The sequence below is a fragment of the Psychrobacter sp. SCQQ22 genome, assembly GCF_015864605.1.
Classification (GTDB): Bacteria; Pseudomonadota; Gammaproteobacteria; order Pseudomonadales; family Moraxellaceae; genus Psychrobacter; species Psychrobacter fozii.
Window position 1 is genome coordinate 324375 of sequence record NZ_JADYWZ010000003.1, and the last position, 17124, is coordinate 341498.

A 17124-nucleotide genomic window follows, 5' to 3' on the forward strand; every position below is an offset into this window, starting at 1 on the left:
TTAGCTAAGCGTAAAAATATAACGCATAGGCTTATTCTTAAATTTATTTATCTCTCATTTATTGAGGAATTGTCGTGTGCGCGACAAACTTCTAAGCGCTGTTATGAAATTATGGTCTGTAAGCAAGGAATGTCTTCGACGACAAGCCTTAACTTATCACTAAATAAATTAATCAGGGATGAATGATGAATAGTAATAAAAATGCTTATGGTACCGATACGCTTGATCCAAAAATCAGATCGCGTTTTATTGATAACAATAATGGTTTAAATGTTCATATTTTAGAAGCAGGGTTTGAAGAAACAGAGTCTGAGAAAGGAAGCCGACCAGTTGTGCTGCTTTTGCATGGTCATCCAGAGCTGGCCTATAGCTGGCGCAAGCAGCTGGTGCCTTTGGCTGACCAAGGCTTTCACGTAATTGCGCCTGACTTACGCGGTAGTGGCAGAACGACAGGGTGGGAGACAGGTTTCGACTGTAATCTTGACCAGTTTAGTTTATACAACAACGTACAAGACATGATTGGATTGGTATATGCATTAGGCTATAAATCAGTCGCCGCCGTTGCAGGTCATGACTTTGGTTCTCCTACGGCAGCACTATGTAGTTTTATACGTCCTGATATGTTCAAGTCTTTAATCATCATGAGTACGCCTTGGCCAGGCACGCCGCAATTTCCATTTAATTCAGCCAATCTACCAAAAGATGCCACAAACTATGATCCAACCTTGACCAAAAGTATGGAAGAGCAACTTGGCTCTTTAGTACCAGCTCGCAAACACTATCAAATGTACTTTGCCTCGCCTCATGCTAACGATGAGATTATGAATGCACCTCAGGGAATTCATGATTTTATGCGGGCATACAATCATGCCAAGAGTGGCGATTGGCAAGAGAACAATCCGCACAATCTACAAGCTAAAACGCTTGAGGAGTTTTCTAAAATTCCAAAATACTATGTGATGGATCTGGATAAAAGCATGCCTGAGCAAGTCATGGAGTTTATGCCAACCCAAGCGCAAATAGATGCCTGTGAATGGTTACCTGATAATGAGCTAAAAGTGTTCTCTGACGAATTCACCCGCACGCAATTCCAAGGCACTATGAATTCTTATCGCTGTGCCACCAATCCAAAATATTTCCATGCGATAAAAACCTTCAGCGGTAAATCTATCGATGTGCCCGTGGTATTTATAGCAGGCGAAAAAGACTGGGGGCCGTATCAAAGCTATGGCAACTTTGAAGCGATGAAGGCGAGTATCGCACAGCTAGAGATTCACTTTGTAAAAGGCGCAGGACACTGGGTGCAACAAGAGCAGCCTGAAGCAGTGAATGACATCATGATTGAGTTTCTCAAAGATAAAAAATAACAGCGCAAATACTTGGCATTGCGGTTCATTATTTGAATCTGCAATGCTCACTACGTGGCTGATTTTAAATATGGCTGGCTTTAAAGGTAGCAGGCTTTAGAAGTAGCTGACCTTAGAAGTGGCTTGGGAGAAAAACAATGAGTAAATATGATGTCGTGGCTATTACGACCAATGATTATAAAAGACAGGCCAAACAACGCTTGCCCAATTTTTTGTTCGATTACATAGAGGGCGGCGCAAATGCTGAGCAAACATTGCAAGCGAATACAGCAGACTTTAAAAGGTATACGCTAAGACAGCGAGTCATGCGAGACGTGTCTGCCGTTGATACGTCGACTTCTCTTTTTGGAGAGTCTCTGTCTATGCCGTTAGCACTAGCCCCTGTCGGCATGGCTGGACTGTTTGCAAGGCGTGGAGAAGTACAAGCGGCGAGGGCAGCAGAAAAGAATGGCATACCATTTACGCTGTCTACCGTGGCGATATGTTCTTCTGAAGAAGTGCAAAGTGCGACCAATCAGCCTTTTTGGTTTCAGCTGTATATGCTGCGTGATAGGGCACTTGTGCTAGATATGCTGCACCGTGCTGCTGCATCAGGTTGTAAAACGCTGGTATTTACGGTTGATTTGGCGCTGCCTGGTATGCGATTAAGAGACTATCGAAATGGTATGTTAGGTGGTTCTACAAAAGGAAAAATCTCTTACCTAACGCAGTTATTTACGCGGCCAGGATGGTTGCTCGATATTGGCATTTTGGGAAAACCACATAGTTTAGGCAACCTGAAACACAAGGTTGAGAGTGCAAGTGACCTTGATCGATACAAAGCGTTTGTAGAGAGTCACTTTGATCCAAGCGCCACATGGAAGGATATTGCATGGCTTCGTAATAATTGGAGTGGCAATATTATTATCAAAGGTATCATGGATGCAGATGATGCGAAAGCAGCGGTCGATGCAGGTGCAGATGGCATTGTTGTCTCCAATCATGGCGGCCGTCAGCTAGATGGTGTCTCGTCTACCATTGATAAGTTGCCGAGCATAGCGAACAGCGTCGGGCAGCAAACCAAAGTTTTATTGGATGGTGGCATACACAATGGTGTCGATGTCGTGAAGGCCATAGCACTTGGGGCAGACAGTGTCTTGATAGGACGCTCTTGGGTATATGCGATGGCAGCGCAAGGAGAGGCTGGCGTGAACAAGCTATTGGCTCTCTATCAGCAGGAGATAGCTGCGATGATGGGATTGATGGGGGTAAACCGTATCGAAGAGCTCAATAGCGATGTCATCGAGCGATTCAATCAATCAACCAACCACTTAATAATTCGCTCAGTTAAACACCCTCTATTTGGAGAAGCCATATGACTTGCATGACCACTAAGACCATGACACATGGCGTATATCCCGTTGTTCATACGCCATTACATGGAGATGAAAGCATTGATTTTGACGGTTTAAAAGCGTGTTTAGAGTATTACAATCAAACAGATTTACCGGGCGTTACTTTGCTTGGAAGCGGTGGAGAGTTGCCTTATTTTTCAGACAGTGAGCAATATGACATTATTAAGGCAGCTTTTAATTATCTAAACGGTAGCAAGGTGATTATTGCTGGTGTCCATGCATATAGCAGTATGCAGGCGATAGACAAAATAGCCTCATATAGCGCTTACGTTGACTACATATTGCTATTGGTTCCTGATTATTATCAAAGCACTTTTGAAGATTATCTACAAACATTGGAATGCATTGCGCAACACTCTGCAAAACCTATCTTGTTTTACTATTTCCCGCAAATCACCCAAAAGTCATTTACGTCAGAACAGCTAATTACCATTCTTTCAATCGACAATATTATTGGTATCAAGGACAGCTCTGTACATATTCCGACGGCCAAACGCATCTTGTCTAATGTACCTGACACACTATATTTTAGCGGGCTTAGCTTGTTATTAGAGCCCATGATAAAGCTGGGCGCAGTAGGTGCAATTTGTCCTATTGCCTCGGTACTGCCACAGCAAGCACATGAGTATTTTTGTGCCATTAAAAACAGCGATAAAAATCTCACAAAATATAGAGCACCATTAAAGCGTATGTTGCCGATTGTGAATGCATTAAATCTATCGGAAAAAACCCAGTATCTGGCGTTAAGTCTGCTTAGTGCTAGCCCCGTCAAGTTAATAAAAAATGTGACCAGCTCTCACGCTAAAATCAAAGAAGCTCTGAGATTTAAGGGCTTGCCTATTCAAAGAACGGTTAGAGCGCCTTTACCCAGTCTATCTGACACAGAAGCTGAAAAAATTGCGCTAATTATGGATGATTTGGCATCGCTTTGATCGCTTGTTTAATTAGCATCGTGATAGGCTTTTGAGAGTGCATCCATATTGTTGATAACGATTTTTCCGTATTGAATACAGATAAGCTTGTCCCTCTCCATTTGTTTGAGCTCTTTACTAACGCTCTGCCGAGAGACACCTACCATCCTTGCCAAATCTGCGTGTGAGATAGTGATTTCTAGCTCATTGTTTTGTGCTATTTTTGAGCTTTGATTGAGCACAATTCTGTATATGCACCGTGCTAGCCTTTGATGCAAAGGGAGCGTTAGGTTGTCAGTATTAACCTCAAAGGCCACTCGCATTCGGTGAGAAAACATGATTAGGAGCTGAGTATTTATCTCAGGGTGCTTATGGTTAAGTCGAAAAAAATGCCTCTTGCTCAATACATTGACGACAGAATCACCTACTGAATAGGTATTGGTCGCTCTAGGCAACTCATCTATCAGTCCCTGCTCACCAAATGTTTCTCCTGACAACAGCGTACCGATGACAACTTCTGTGCCATCTTGGCTATATATATTACATTTTATTTTACCCGATACTACTTGGTACAGCTCGTTCGATGCCTCCTGTATACGGAATAATGCCTCGCCGTCAGATAGCGTTCGTTGAGTCATCGCTGAACGAATATCCTCTTGAATATCTGCATGGAGTTTTTCAAACCAGTTATAAAATATTAGCGTATTCAGAAGAACGCCCTCATGTGAGTTGAGACTATTAATCTAACATGTTTTGGTTTAAACCGTTTTATACGTTTATAAATGATGAAACAGGGAAATAATGATTAGCCAAATTTCTAATGACTTAAAAATGGAGGTAGAGTTCAAAGAAAGGCTCTTAATTTTAATTATTTTTATGAGCAGGTCATAATAAATACAATCACTTTGAAAGTCTGTTTGCAGCAGCAATGGACAAGTTTAGCTGCGTTAAGGCGAGATAGTGGGTGATCACATACCTACAAGCATAAGACTACGAAGAATTACCCAACCTAGCACTTATGGAGGGAATGATATGCTAAGTCCTTTAAATCAAAGGGACCGCAGTAGGGTAGGTATTACTATACATAATCTGAGAGATTGTGTGGTTATTGACATACTTATTATAAAACCATTCTAATAACGATCTGAGTTAGTTGTCTAATGCACTTTAATAGAGCTAGAATAAATGGCTAGGTTTTGCTCGAAGATAAACGATGCTTGCTTGATGAGATAAATGGAATTGGCTTTGTAAAAAATAATATCAAGGGATGTTTATATGTTATTGAAAATTGTATTAGGGCTATGTGTGATATGGATAGCAATCTCATTTGGAAAAAAGCTGATCCTACGCAATAAAATACAGAGAAAAGAAAAGGAAGAACGGCTGCTATCTACTTTGAAGCAACACCTAGATAGCGATACTATTGAGTCTAAAAAAGAAATTTTAGAATTTGATGCGTTATGGAAAGAGAGGCTTAGCTCTTTGCTTATTATAGATTCTAATATTTGGATGAATGAAGAGCATGAAGCATTATTTGAAGAGTTAGAGTGGGTCATGGAAAGGTATCTAAACACTATCAAAATGTCATCCATCCAATTTGACCATATCGTAAACTTAAAGCATTTATCTGACAATAATCCCCAAAGTACGCTTGGCCAGTATGCATTTGCAAGAATTGAAAAACTTCAAACAAAGGGCTTAATCGACATTATTCCTATGCAAGTCGCAGCAAGTGAGCACGTGGATTCTGACGTTATCCCATTCTTAGTAGAGGTTTCAAAAATATATCCTACTACAACACTACTAAGTGATGATAAAGCGCTAGTAGTTCGAGCGAGTCAAATCATGAATGACCAAAGTGCATCTGATTTTATGTCAATCATAGGGGCCGATTTGTATTCCTCAATCAATAACTATCGTGAAAACTTGGAATTTATTGAATTAGGTTTGTAGTACAGTCAAATCCATATAAATCCGCTACATCGTCATCCTTGCTAACCATACTAATATATAACTTGCACTCGGTTTCCTTGTGTTGAACTTATTTGAATTCACCTACATTCAAGATGTTTTTTAGTTAGAAGTTACTACAAATTCGAATTGTCTTCTTTAAGTTTATTGAGCTTCTTGTGCTTTAACTTGATGAACTGGAAAGGCTAGCACTCATCCCAATAGGGGTTATCACCGAAACGCTCAGCAATAAAATCAATAAAATAGCGGCATCGCTGAGATAAAAATCTATTCTTTGGATAGACTGCATAGGCAGTTAGCGTGGGCAGTTGATATTGCTGCAAGATGGGCATTAGCTCGCCACTAGCTATGGCTTGGTAAGCAATAAAAGTAGGTAAAAAGGTAATGCCATGGCCTTTCACTGCCATTTCACGCATAAAATCACCATTATTTATTTTTATTTTTGAGTTAATTTCCACTTGATGTTTTTTGCCTTGTTCATCTATCAATTCTATCGTGCTAGATTTGCTCAGACTGTATTGCAAAAATTCATGATCCGCTAAATCTTCTACCGTTTTAGGTGTGCCCATTTTATCTAGATATTCAGGACTGGCACATAGGGTATGACGAATTAACGATAGGCGTTTGGCCTGATAGCTGGAATCTTGCATCTCTCCAATACGAATGGCCAGTTCAAACCCTTCTTCAACTAAATCCGTATGCCGATCAGAAAAATCCAATTCAAAATTGAGATTGGGATGTTGATTGGCGTATTCATCAATGACATCCTTTAGATGAAGCAAGCCAAATGATAACGGTGCGGTCATCTTTAATGTGCCTTCGATACGAGTCGGCGCACCACTGGCCGCTTCATTCAGTGCATCAACCTCATTCAGTATATTACTCACTCTTTGGTAATACTGCTCACCTGCTTGCGTCAATTTCGATTGGCGTGTGGTTCGGCTGATTAACTGACTGCCCAAGCGCGTCTCTAACTCCTTGAGACGGCGGCTGACAGCGGACTTGGCGATATTTAACTGCTCTGCGGCTTTGGTAATGCTGCCTGCTTCGACAATGCGCACAAACATGGCCATGTCTTCTAGTTGTCCCATTTTAGCCACTCCTTGATTGTTCTTTAAATAAGAACTGATATTTGCAATTATTGATGTTTATCTATAGTTAGACAACAATTATAATATATCCATCACTCAAACAAGTTAACTACTCAATATTTATCATTATTTAACTTCTGAATAACTAAGTTAATCAATAAGTTAATAACTAGGGATAAATGATGCAAACGATCTATCATGCGGCAGACTCTCGTGGCAGGGCCAATCATGGCTGGCTAAAAAGCAACTATACCTTTAGCTTTGCTAATTATTACAATCCAGAACGTATGGGCTTTGGCGCGCTACGTGTCATTAATGATGACTTTGTGACTGGTGGCCAAGGTTTTGGTAAGCACTCACACCGCGATATGGAAATTATTACTATTCCCTTATCAGGCAAGCTCAGTCATAGCGATAACATCGGTAATGAAGGTATTATTGCAACGGGTGAAATACAAGTCATGTCAGCCGGCACAGGCATTACTCATAGTGAGATGAATGACAGTGTGGATGAGGCTGTGCAGTTTTTGCAAATATGGGTGCTCCCTAATAAAATTAACGTCACCCCTCGTTATCAGCAAATGCGCATGGGTGATATCATGCAGCCGAATATGTTCAATCAAGTACTATCGCCAAACGCTGACGATGCAGGTGTCTGGATTCATCAAAATGCATGGTTCAGTATGGGTGGTTTTGATAAAGGCGTGACAGCGTCTTATCAGCTAAAAGATGCTAATAATGGTGTTTATCTCTTTGTCATTAGTGGAAAAGCCACTGTAAATGGTAAGACGTTAGAGACTAGAGATGCGCTTGGTATTTGGGATGCTCCGCAATTCACTGTGGATATTGAAGAAGACGCCAAAGTGTTACTCATGGAAGTACCGATAACTGCTTAATACTTTTCTACTCTCATTATTTGTAATACACAAAATGTTAAATGGCGAGATTGAATCTAGCACCAGACTTTGAGTACGGTATCTTGGTTTCAAAGGCTAATGGCCACTTATCCTAATGCACCAATACTTTATCCCAACGCATCAATATTTAATTTTAATTCATAAAAACTACTGGAGAAAACCATGTCAAATTTACAAGATTTACAGCAATTAGCAGAAAAACGCCGTTCAATCTACGCGCTAAGCAATCAATTGCCAGTATCGAATGATGAAGTAGTAAGATTGGTTGAGCATGCTATTCTGCACACGCCATCAGCGTTCAATTCACAGTCAACGCGCATTATCGTGTTGTTCGGTGAGGAGCATCAAAAGCTATGGCAAATGACGGAAGATACCTTACGTGATATCGTCAATGACGATGAGAAGTTTGTGTCAACCAAGCAAAAAATTGATAGCTTTAAATCGGGTGCAGGTACTATATTGTTCTTTGAAGATCATGCAGTGGTGACAGGTTTACAAGAAGCGGCACCGTTATATGCTGACAAATTCCCAGTGTGGTCTGAACATACCAGTGCCATGCATCAGTATATGATCTGGATGGCATTATCCAGTTTAGATATCGGTGCAAACTTACAGCATTACAATCCTATCATCGATAGTCAAGTTGCCGACGCTTGGAATGTGGATAAGGACTGGGAATTGGTTGCACAGATGGTATTTGGTGCGATCGAGCAGCCTGCAGGTGACAAAGCGTTTAAGCCTGTAGACAGTCGCTTAAAAGTGTTTGGCTAATAAATCTTAGCTTTGAAGACCGTAAAGATAATGAACCCGCTATGATATCTATTCATAGCGGGTTCATTGGTTTTTATAAGTGATAAGCAATCAGAAGATTACTGTCATTTTAAATACAGACATTTTAAATACAGACATTTTAAATATGGGTCTGAATGATGTTCAGGGCATACTTCAGTTAGATTGCAATCGAAGCTCCGAATCTAACACTTATGTTCTATAAAGCACTTTAACCACGTGCCAGCCAAATTTGGTTTTTACTAAATGTGGGGTGTAGAGTTCACTGCTGAAGCAGACTTTATCAAATGCCGGCACCATGTCGCCTTTTTGAAATTCGCCTAAGCTGCCACCTTTCTTGCCTGATGGGCAGTTTGAGTGCTTTTTAGCCAGCACATCAAATTTAGTGCCCTTTTTAAGCTTGACAATAATGTCCTCAGCCACTTCTTTGTGTTTTACTAAAATGTGTAATGCGCTAGCGGTACGAGCCATAATGTAAACCTTTCATAAAATATCGATTATCAAGATATTATATCACGGCTCATCTTGGTTGCTCATTTCAACTGTCGGCTCTACTTTATCAAAAGTAATGGAGCGACAAGTTATGCAGCCAAAATGGAAAGTCCGTATGTAGCTCACTGAGTTGGAAGGTACTACAAAGCAAATAAAGTCATTGGATTATGTCTTTTGGGTTTGAAGTTCCGCATATATTACAGACAAAAAAAAGCCCCAATCGTGAGATTGGGGCTTTCTAAATTTGGTAGGCATAAGCAGACTCGAACTGCTGACCTCTACCATGTCAAGGTAGCGCTCTAACCAACTGAGCTATACGCCTATTTAGGTCATGCATTTTAGCAAGTTTTTCAAACTTTGCAAGCCTTTTCTATCAGAATATCGCCTTATTATTATTATATTTAGAAATGAGACATAGATTGACTAACTTAAAATGATTTTTATGTATTTTTACTAAATATTTAATTAAATTGGTTTAGTTTTTATTGTTAATTAAAGTGCGAAATCAAATGAAGAAGCATCTATAACTGCTATGATATCTCTGGAAACGAAGTGATTATCATCATGATTATAAGTTGAAACCAATCATATTTCACAAAAGTTAAATAAAAGTCAGAGAAACCGGAGAATAAGATGGGTCTATTGGTAGATGGGCAATGGCAAGACAAATGGTATGACACAGAATCTAGCGGTGGGCGTTTTGAGCGTGAAGATGCAGGCTTTAGAAACTGGGTCACAGTAGATGGCAGCGCAGGACCATCAGGGGTAGGCGGTTTTAAAGCTGAGCCTAAGCGCTATCATTTATATGTGTCTTTGGCCTGTCCTTGGGCGCACCGTACTTTGATTTATCGTAAGCTCAAAGGCTTAGAGGATATGATTTCACTGTCTGTCGTTCATCCGTTTATGGGTGAGAATGGTTGGACGTTTGCAGCAGGAGAAGGGGTTATTGCTGATCCATTGAACCATGCATCGAATGCCTATGAGATTTATATCGCGGCAAAACCAGACTATACAGGGCGCGTCACGGTACCTATCTTATGGGATAAGAAAACCAATACCATCGTTAGCAATGAGTCGTCAGAAATTATCCGTATGTTTAATTCAGCTTTCGACGAAGTTGGTGCTGTAGCGGGTGATTTTTTACCGACCGACTTATTAACAGAAATAGATGAGATTAATGACTTTGTCTATTCTGCGATAAATAATGGAGTATATAAAGCAGGGTTTTCGACTACACAAGAGGCTTATGAAGAAGCCGTGACCGCACTATTCGACGCACTAGATACGTTAGAGGTACGCCTGTCAGGTCAGCGCTATTTGGTAGGCAATACCATAACAGAGGCCGATTGGAGACTGTTTACGACTTTGGTGCGTTTTGATGCTGTGTATGTCGGGCATTTTAAATGTAATCTGCGTCGTATCGTGGATTACCCAAATCTGTGGGGATATCTGCGTGATTTATACCAAGTGCCAGGTATTGCAGAGACAGTGAATATGGTGCATATCAAGCAGCATTACTACACCAGTCATGCCAATATCAATCCCACGCGTATCGTTCCTATTGGCCCAGTGATTGATTTTAATGAGCCACATGACCGTGCACGTCTATAGTTTTATTTATTAAAAAATATTCAAAAAAAGCCCCAACTGCTTAATAGTAGTTGGGGCTTTTTTTGTGAGATTAAATGTAGTTTAACTATTATTAAGCATTGTTTAGCTGACGTGCTGCTTCTAGGGCAAAGTAAGTCAAGATACCATCAGCACCGGCGCGGCGGAAGCCAATTAATGATTCTAGAATTACCGCGTCGCTCAACCAACCGTTTTGAATGGCTGCCATGTGCATCGCGTATTCACCAGAGACTTGATAAGCAAAGGTTGGTACGCCGAAAGTATTTTTAACTTCGCGAATCAAATCTAAGTATGGCTGACCAGGTTTAATCATCACCATATCAGCACCTTCATTGATGTCCATGGCCACTTCATGCAACGCTTCTGCACGATTGCCAAAATCCATCTGATACTGTTTCTTATGACCGCCTTTTAGGTTGCCCGCACTGCCGACGGCATCACGGAATGGGCCGTAATAAGAAGAGGCGTATTTAGCCGAGTAGGCCATGATAGCGGTATTGACAAAGCCTTCAGATTCTAGGGCATCACGCATGGCTTTGATACGGCCATCCATCATATCGCTCGGTGAGATAATATCCGCACCTGCGCGCGCATGTACCAATACTTGCTTCACCAATACTTCGACGGTTGCATCATTGACCACATAACCGCTGTCATCGAGCAGACCATCTTGACCATGTGAGGTGTAAGGGTCTAAAGCAACGTCTGTCATGACCACCATTTCTGGTACGGCATCTTTCACCGCTTTTACCGTACGTGCTGTCAGGGCATTTTCGTCATATGCTGATCTGCCATCTGGTGTCTTTAGTGAGTTATCAATCACAGGGAAGATATCGATGGTCGTAACACCTTCTGCTAATAGCTCTTTGGCATATTTAATCAGTAGGTCAATGGATAGGCGCTCGACACCTGGCATACTCGCAATCGTTTCGCGCTGGTTTTCGCCTTCTAATACAAAGACGGGAGCGATGAAATGCTTAGGATGTAGTTCAACTTCACGAATCATCGCTCGCACGTTATCGTTATAACGTAGACGGCGCAGGCGAGTAGCAGGGTATTGGCGATTAAAAGTGTAAGTCATCATAATTCCTTATTTTAATTACAATCAGGGTTATTCGGATGTTAACTGCGTCAGGCTCTGTTAGATCTGCTTTATAAAGCAGTCTAATTTTTTATAGAATTCATGTAGGCAACAGTGTGTTCGATAAAATGTCACTATAGTCATATCATTATATAAGTATTACTGCATTAACCTCGCTTGAAGTATTTAATATACATCTACACTCGGTTGCCTTGTACTACTTTCAAATTGAATCGAACATACTATAACCAATAGTCGCTACCGAAAGCAAAAAGCCCCACCAAGTCGGTAGGGCTGATTGTACGTATCGACTGTCAATGTGATGATATCGTTACGTCACAAGATGATGATTGTATGATTTAAGGCCTAACAATCTTTGTAACGTGAGCCGACTCTACATTATTTGTTAATTAAGCGTGTTTCTTCAGTGATCACACCTACGGCAGTATCTTTTTTGCCATCATCGTTAACATCGACAACAGCAGTAGGGGTAAAGGTAGTCGTTTCTACAGGTTGTGCTTGTTTGATAGCCACGGCTTCTTGCTGAGAAGCAACACGTGCCGAACCAGCCGCATCGATAGCCTTGGTCGCTTTTGCCTTATTGGTATTGGCAGCTACATTGGCGATTTGCGCTAAATTAGTATGTTGCGGCACAGGGATAGCAGTCGGGATGTCTAGATTTGAACCACCACCAAGTACTTGATATAACTCAATCTGGCTAATGATTTTTTGTAGCTCTAAATTCAAGATACCTTGCTGAGTTGAGAACAACGAGCGCTGTGCGTCGAGAACGTCTAGATAGTTAGAGATACCAGCTTTGTAGCGAGCATTGGCAATCTGATACGTCTGGTCAAAGTTATCCTGCAAGCGATACTGTGCGTCGAGCTGATCACCCAATGTGGCACGTGTCGCTAGTACATCTGATACTTCGCGGAATGCCGTTTGGATAGAGTTCTCGTAGCTAGTCAGCGTTTGCTCACGTTCAATCTGCGCCACATCGTAGTTGGCATCCAAGCGACCAGCATCAAAGATAGGCACGCTAATGCTAGGGCCAAATGACCAGCCAACTGAGCCAGTGTTAAATAAGTCGTTCAAGCTACCACTACTGACACCAATGCTACTGGCTAGACTGATAGACGGGAAGTAAGACGCACGCGCCACTTCGATATTGGCACCAGCGGCTTTTAGATTGTATTCCGCTTGCAGTACATCTGGGCGATAGCGTAGCAGCTCACTAGGTAGTCCAGCATTAAATATCTGCTGGTTAGTGATGTTGGTAACAGACGCGTTCGGAATAAGATTGCTAGGTATAGGCGCGCCGACTAAGTACTGCAAAGCATTACGGGCTGTTAACACACTGCTTTGTGCACTCAACATCGCAAGATTGGCGTCTTCTAATGAGGCACTGGCTTGCAAGGAAGCAAGCTTGTCATCGATACCAGCTTCAAAGCGCTTGGTAGTAATAAACAGCGACTCTTTACGACTTTCATAAGTTTTAGAAGCCAGTTCAAGCTGTGCTAGGCTATAGCTTAAGTTAGCGTAGCTTTGAGCAATATTACTGATTAGACTGATTTGAGTGGTATCTTTTGCGGCAGTGGTGGCCAAAAAGTTCTGTAAAGCCTGATCTTTTAGGCTTGAGATTTTACCCCAAAAATCCAGCTCGTAGTTTGCTAAGCCTAGATTGACGTTGTAGCTGCTACTAGGGTTACGATCCACGCTGTTTTGAGCGCTGCGAGAGTAACCACCACTACCATCAATCGTTGGCAAATCACTAATATCAGTGATTCGATATTGCGCACGTGCTTTTTCGATGGCTAGGCGTGCATTCTCAAAGTCTTTATTGTTTTGAAGACCGAGCGCAATCAAACTCTTTAAACGCTCATCGCTATAGAAGTTCTGCCAGCGTTGACTGGCGATACTTGCCTGATCAGCACTACTGACAGTTTCTTTGTCATATGCGCCATAGGCTTGCTGAACCGGAATATTAGGTTCAGCAAGTACAGGCCGCATATCCGCTTTTGGGATAGTGTTACAGGCAGCCATGCTTATTGCTAAAGCGGTTAGGCCTATTAGACGACTGCCATTTCTGCGGGCGCTAGATAGTGATAAAGGGGTAGAGGTCATGGGGCGCTCATCTGTCGTTGCGCACGCGCTGGCAGTAATACTGACTGCCGCGTGTGCTGAGTTTGAGGTAAAAAGAGAACGAAAACTCATTGTGTATTATCTCCTAAGTTCACAGGCTGATAACTCTTAGAGAGAGTCGGGCTTTGTGGATCACCGTTTGGTGTATGCGGCGTATTACCACCATCATCTCTGTCATTTGGCTTATTATTCTCATACTTATGAGGGAAGATGCTACGTATCCAAATATAGAACATTGGAATAAAGAATACACCTAATAATGTCGCACTGACGACCCCACCAACCACACTGGTACCGATCGCACTTTGACTGCCAGAGCCAGCGCCAGTGGCTAAGAATAATGGTATAACACCAAGACCAAAGGCAAGCGACGTCATAATAATTGGACGTAAACGTTGACGTGCGGCTGTCATCACGGACTCTTTGAGACTATAACCAGCCTCTTGATAATCTCTCGCAAATTCGATAATTAGAATAGCATTCTTAGCAGACAGTCCGACTACGGTGAGCAGACCTACCTGCAAATAAACGTCGTTGGCGAAGCCACGCATCCATGTAAATACCACCGCTCCTAAAACACCAAGCGGAACGACCAATAGGACAGAGAACGGAATAGACCAGCTCTCATACAAGGCGGCTAGACATAAGAATACCACTAAGAGCGAGATTGCATATAGCAATGGAGCCTGAGCACCTGATTTTTGCTCTTCAAGTGACGTGCCTGTCCACTCATAACCGACGCCTTCCGGCAGATTGGTTATCATCGTCTCTACCGCAGCCATTGCTTCACCCGTACTGAGTCCAGCAGCAGCAGCACCCTGAATGTTCATAGAAGGGAAACTGTTGTAACGGGTCAGACGCGGAGAGCCTGACTGCCATTCACTGCTAGAGAACGCATCGAATGAAATCATATCGTTATTGTCATTACGTACGTACCACTTACCAAGATCGTCAGGGTTGGTACGACTACTCGGCTCGCCTTGTACATAAACGCTCTTAATACGACCACGATCAACGAAGTCATTGATATAACTTGAGCCCCATGCGGTCGAGATAACGCTATTGATACTGGACATCGACAAGCCATAAGCAGCGGCCTGTTCTTGATTGACATTGACCTTGAGCTGCTGTGCATCTTCTTGACCGTTAGGACGTACACCAGAGACTTGGTCGTTTTGAGCGGCCATGCCCAACAACATATTGCGGGCTTCGAGCAGCCCTTCATGACCGACGTTTCCGGTATCCTGTAGCATCAAGTCAAAACCACTGGCATTACCAAGTTCAGTAATAGCAGGCGGTACAATCGGGAATACTTGTGCCTCATTAATCTGAGTAAAGAAATAACCCATTGCCCGGCCAGCCACAGCTTGCGCGGTATTTTCATCACCTGGGCGGTCATCCCAATCTGACAAGCGTACAAACGCCAGACCCATGTTTTGGCCTGATCCGGCAAAACTAAAGCCTGCAACGGTAAAGACAGAAGCAATATTATCGGTTTCTTGAGTATCGTAATAGTTTCTAACTTTATCTAGTACGTCTTGTGTTTGATCGAGTGTAGAGCCAGATGGGAGCTGAACTAAGGTAAACATAATACCTTGATCTTCTTCTGGCAAAAACGAGCTAGGAATGCGTAAAAAGACCACCGTCATAATACCAATAATGGCAGCATAGCCAATTAAATATAACCATTTACGACCGAAGCTTTTACCCACAAAGCGCTCATAAGAGATGCTTGCTTTAGAGAAGCTACGGTTAAACCAACCGAAGAAACCTTTTTGAGTGGCCATATTACTCTTGTCATGGCTCTTGCTACGTTTAAGCAAGGTCACACACAGGGCAGGGGTAAAGATAAGGGCAACTAAAGCCGATAGTACCATGCTGGTAATTAAGGTAATGGAGAACTGACGATAGATAGCACCAGTTGAACCGCTAAAGAACGCCATAGGTACAAATACTGCTGATAGAATCAGAGCAATACCGACAACAATCTTACTAATTTCACCCATCGATTGAATGGTAGCATCTTTGACAGAAATGTCAGGATCTTCTTCCATAATCCGTTCGACGTTCTCTACGACTACGATGGCATCATCGACCAGTAGTCCGATAGACAGTACCATCGCAAACATGGTCAGAACGTTGATACTAAAACCTGCGATATACAGCACACACAAGGTACCGAGAAGTACCACAGGTACAGCCAGTGTCGGGATAATCGTTGCACGCCAGTTCTGTAAGAAAATGAACATGACGATAAATACAAGCACAATAGCTTCGATGAGCGTATGTACTACTTGTTCAATAGACAACCGAACGAATGGTGTCGTGTCATAAGGAGTAACCGTGGTTAGGCCAGCAGGAAAGCTTTGTTCCAACTCAGCCATACGAGCACCAAGTGCTTCGCGCGTATCAAGTGCGTTAGCGCCACCTGCCAAGGATATACCCATACCAGCGGCTTCTTGACCGTTAAATAGTGAGTCAACACTGTAGTCTTGACTTCCAATCTCAACATCTGCCACATCGCTTAAGCGTACTTGCGCGCCTGAGGCATCCGTTTTCAATAGTATGTCTCTAAATTCATCAGGTGTTTGTAGGTAGCTTTGTACTGTTACAGTTGCGTTGATAACCTGTTGTTCAGTGTCAGCGGGCGCTTGACCTAACTGGCCTGCAGAGACTTGCGCGTTTTGTGCACTGACGGCAGTAATGACATCAGAAGGCATCAAGTTATAGCTACGTAAGCGTGCAGGGTCTAGCCAGATACGCATCGCGTAGGTAGAACCAAACACACGAACTTCACCAACACCTTCGACACGGCTGATCTGATCAACGATGTTTGAGTTAATGTAATCGGCGATATCACGGCGATCCATACTGCCATCTTCAGAGATGAATGCTTGCACCATCAAAAAGCTGCTAGAGGATTTGTTGACCGTGACACCTTGACGCTGAACGGATTCAGGTAGTGAGCTTGTTGCCGCTTGAAGCTTGTTCTGTACCTGTACCTGAGCGGTATCAGAGTCAGTACCAGTCTCAAAGGTTAGCGTCACTGATGCGCTACCGTTTGACGAGCTGGTTGATGACATATACATCAAACCATCAAGACCTTTCATTTTTTGTTCAATGATCTGAACCACTGAGTCTTCGACGGTTTGCGCACTGGCACCAGGGTAATTTGTGCTAACTGTAACAGTCGGCGGTGCAATACGTGGGTACTGTTCGATCGGTAGATTAATGACCGATATCACCCCGATGAGCATGACTAAGATAGCCAATACCCATGCAAAAATAGGGCGATTAATAAAAAAACGTGACATAGTATATCCCTAAGTCTTCCTATCTT

At 42.4% G+C, this 17124-nt stretch carries 13 protein-coding genes and 1 tRNA gene; 7 read left to right on the forward strand and 7 right to left on the reverse strand.

What is annotated here, in order from left to right:
• The first annotated feature begins 185 nt into the window (after positions 1 to 185).
• The 3 genes from I6E84_RS06170 to I6E84_RS06180 all read left to right on the forward strand — a co-directional run bounded on the left by I6E84_RS06170 (position 186) and on the right by I6E84_RS06180 (position 3693).
• Positions 186 to 1367, forward strand: a complete 1182-nt coding sequence (locus I6E84_RS06170) for an alpha/beta fold hydrolase (protein ID WP_197216833.1) — start codon at positions 186 to 188, stop codon at positions 1365 to 1367.
• 137 nt (positions 1368 to 1504) lie between these two features.
• A complete protein-coding gene (locus I6E84_RS06175) occupies positions 1505 to 2725 on the forward strand; it encodes an L-lactate dehydrogenase (RefSeq protein ID WP_197216835.1) in 1221 nt (406 codons plus the stop codon).
• Entirely contained in the window at positions 2722 to 3693 is a 972-nt protein-coding gene (locus I6E84_RS06180; protein WP_197216837.1) for a dihydrodipicolinate synthase family protein, read from the forward strand. Before I6E84_RS06175 ends, I6E84_RS06180 begins: the two co-directional genes overlap by 4 nt.
• 8 nt (positions 3694 to 3701) lie before the next feature.
• Here the strand turns inward: I6E84_RS06180 and I6E84_RS06185 are convergent, their stop codons facing one another.
• A complete protein-coding gene (locus I6E84_RS06185) occupies positions 3702 to 4310 on the reverse strand; it encodes a Crp/Fnr family transcriptional regulator (RefSeq protein WP_197099938.1) in 609 nt (202 codons plus the stop codon).
• A gap of 637 nt (positions 4311 to 4947) precedes the next feature.
• Between I6E84_RS06185 and I6E84_RS06190 the strand changes: the two genes are divergently transcribed.
• A complete protein-coding gene (locus tag I6E84_RS06190; protein WP_197216839.1) occupies positions 4948 to 5625 on the forward strand; it encodes a hypothetical protein in 678 nt (225 codons plus the stop codon).
• A gap of 203 nt (positions 5626 to 5828) precedes the next feature.
• Here I6E84_RS06190 and I6E84_RS06195 read toward each other — a convergent pair whose 3' ends face one another.
• Positions 5829 to 6734: a LysR family transcriptional regulator gene (locus I6E84_RS06195; RefSeq protein ID WP_197216841.1), complete on the reverse strand. Its 906-nt coding sequence runs from the start codon at positions 6732 to 6734 to the stop codon at positions 5829 to 5831.
• Between the two features lie 182 nt (positions 6735 to 6916).
• On the opposite strand from I6E84_RS06195, the gene I6E84_RS06200 reads away from it, so the two are divergent.
• Both I6E84_RS06200 and I6E84_RS06205 read left to right on the forward strand, forming a co-directional pair.
• On the forward strand, positions 6917 to 7630 hold the full coding sequence (locus I6E84_RS06200; protein ID WP_197216843.1) for a pirin family protein: 714 nt from the start codon (positions 6917 to 6919) through the stop codon (positions 7628 to 7630).
• 183 nt (positions 7631 to 7813) lie between these two features.
• Entirely contained in the window at positions 7814 to 8422 is a 609-nt protein-coding gene (locus tag I6E84_RS06205) for a nitroreductase family protein (RefSeq protein WP_197216848.1), read from the forward strand.
• A 210-nt stretch (positions 8423 to 8632) separates the two neighbouring features.
• Here the strand turns inward: I6E84_RS06205 and I6E84_RS06210 are convergent, their stop codons facing one another.
• Both I6E84_RS06210 and I6E84_RS06215 read right to left on the reverse strand, forming a co-directional pair.
• Complete coding sequence (locus I6E84_RS06210; protein WP_197216849.1) at positions 8633 to 8911, reverse strand: peptidylprolyl isomerase; 279 nt, start codon at positions 8909 to 8911, stop codon at positions 8633 to 8635.
• A 266-nt stretch (positions 8912 to 9177) separates the two neighbouring features.
• A tRNA-Val gene (locus I6E84_RS06215) sits at positions 9178 to 9254 on the reverse strand.
• Positions 9255 to 9565: 311 nt separating this feature from the next.
• Here I6E84_RS06215 and I6E84_RS06220 point away from each other — a divergent pair.
• A complete protein-coding gene (locus tag I6E84_RS06220; protein ID WP_197216851.1) occupies positions 9566 to 10543 on the forward strand; it encodes a glutathione S-transferase family protein in 978 nt (325 codons plus the stop codon).
• A gap of 91 nt (positions 10544 to 10634) precedes the next feature.
• Here the strand turns inward: I6E84_RS06220 and hemB are convergent, their stop codons facing one another.
• From hemB to I6E84_RS06235, 3 genes are all read right to left on the reverse strand, one after another.
• Entirely contained in the window at positions 10635 to 11642 is a 1008-nt protein-coding gene (gene hemB / locus I6E84_RS06225; protein WP_197099950.1) for a porphobilinogen synthase, read from the reverse strand.
• A 399-nt stretch (positions 11643 to 12041) separates the two neighbouring features.
• Positions 12042 to 13856, reverse strand: coding sequence for an efflux transporter outer membrane subunit (locus I6E84_RS06230; protein WP_197216853.1), 1815 nt, complete (start codon positions 13854 to 13856; stop codon positions 12042 to 12044).
• On the reverse strand, positions 13853 to 17098 hold the full coding sequence (locus I6E84_RS06235) for an efflux RND transporter permease subunit (RefSeq protein WP_197216855.1): 3246 nt from the start codon (positions 17096 to 17098) through the stop codon (positions 13853 to 13855). The genes I6E84_RS06230 and I6E84_RS06235 overlap by 4 nt, the downstream gene beginning before the upstream one ends.
• Positions 17099 to 17124: the final 26 nt, after the last annotated feature.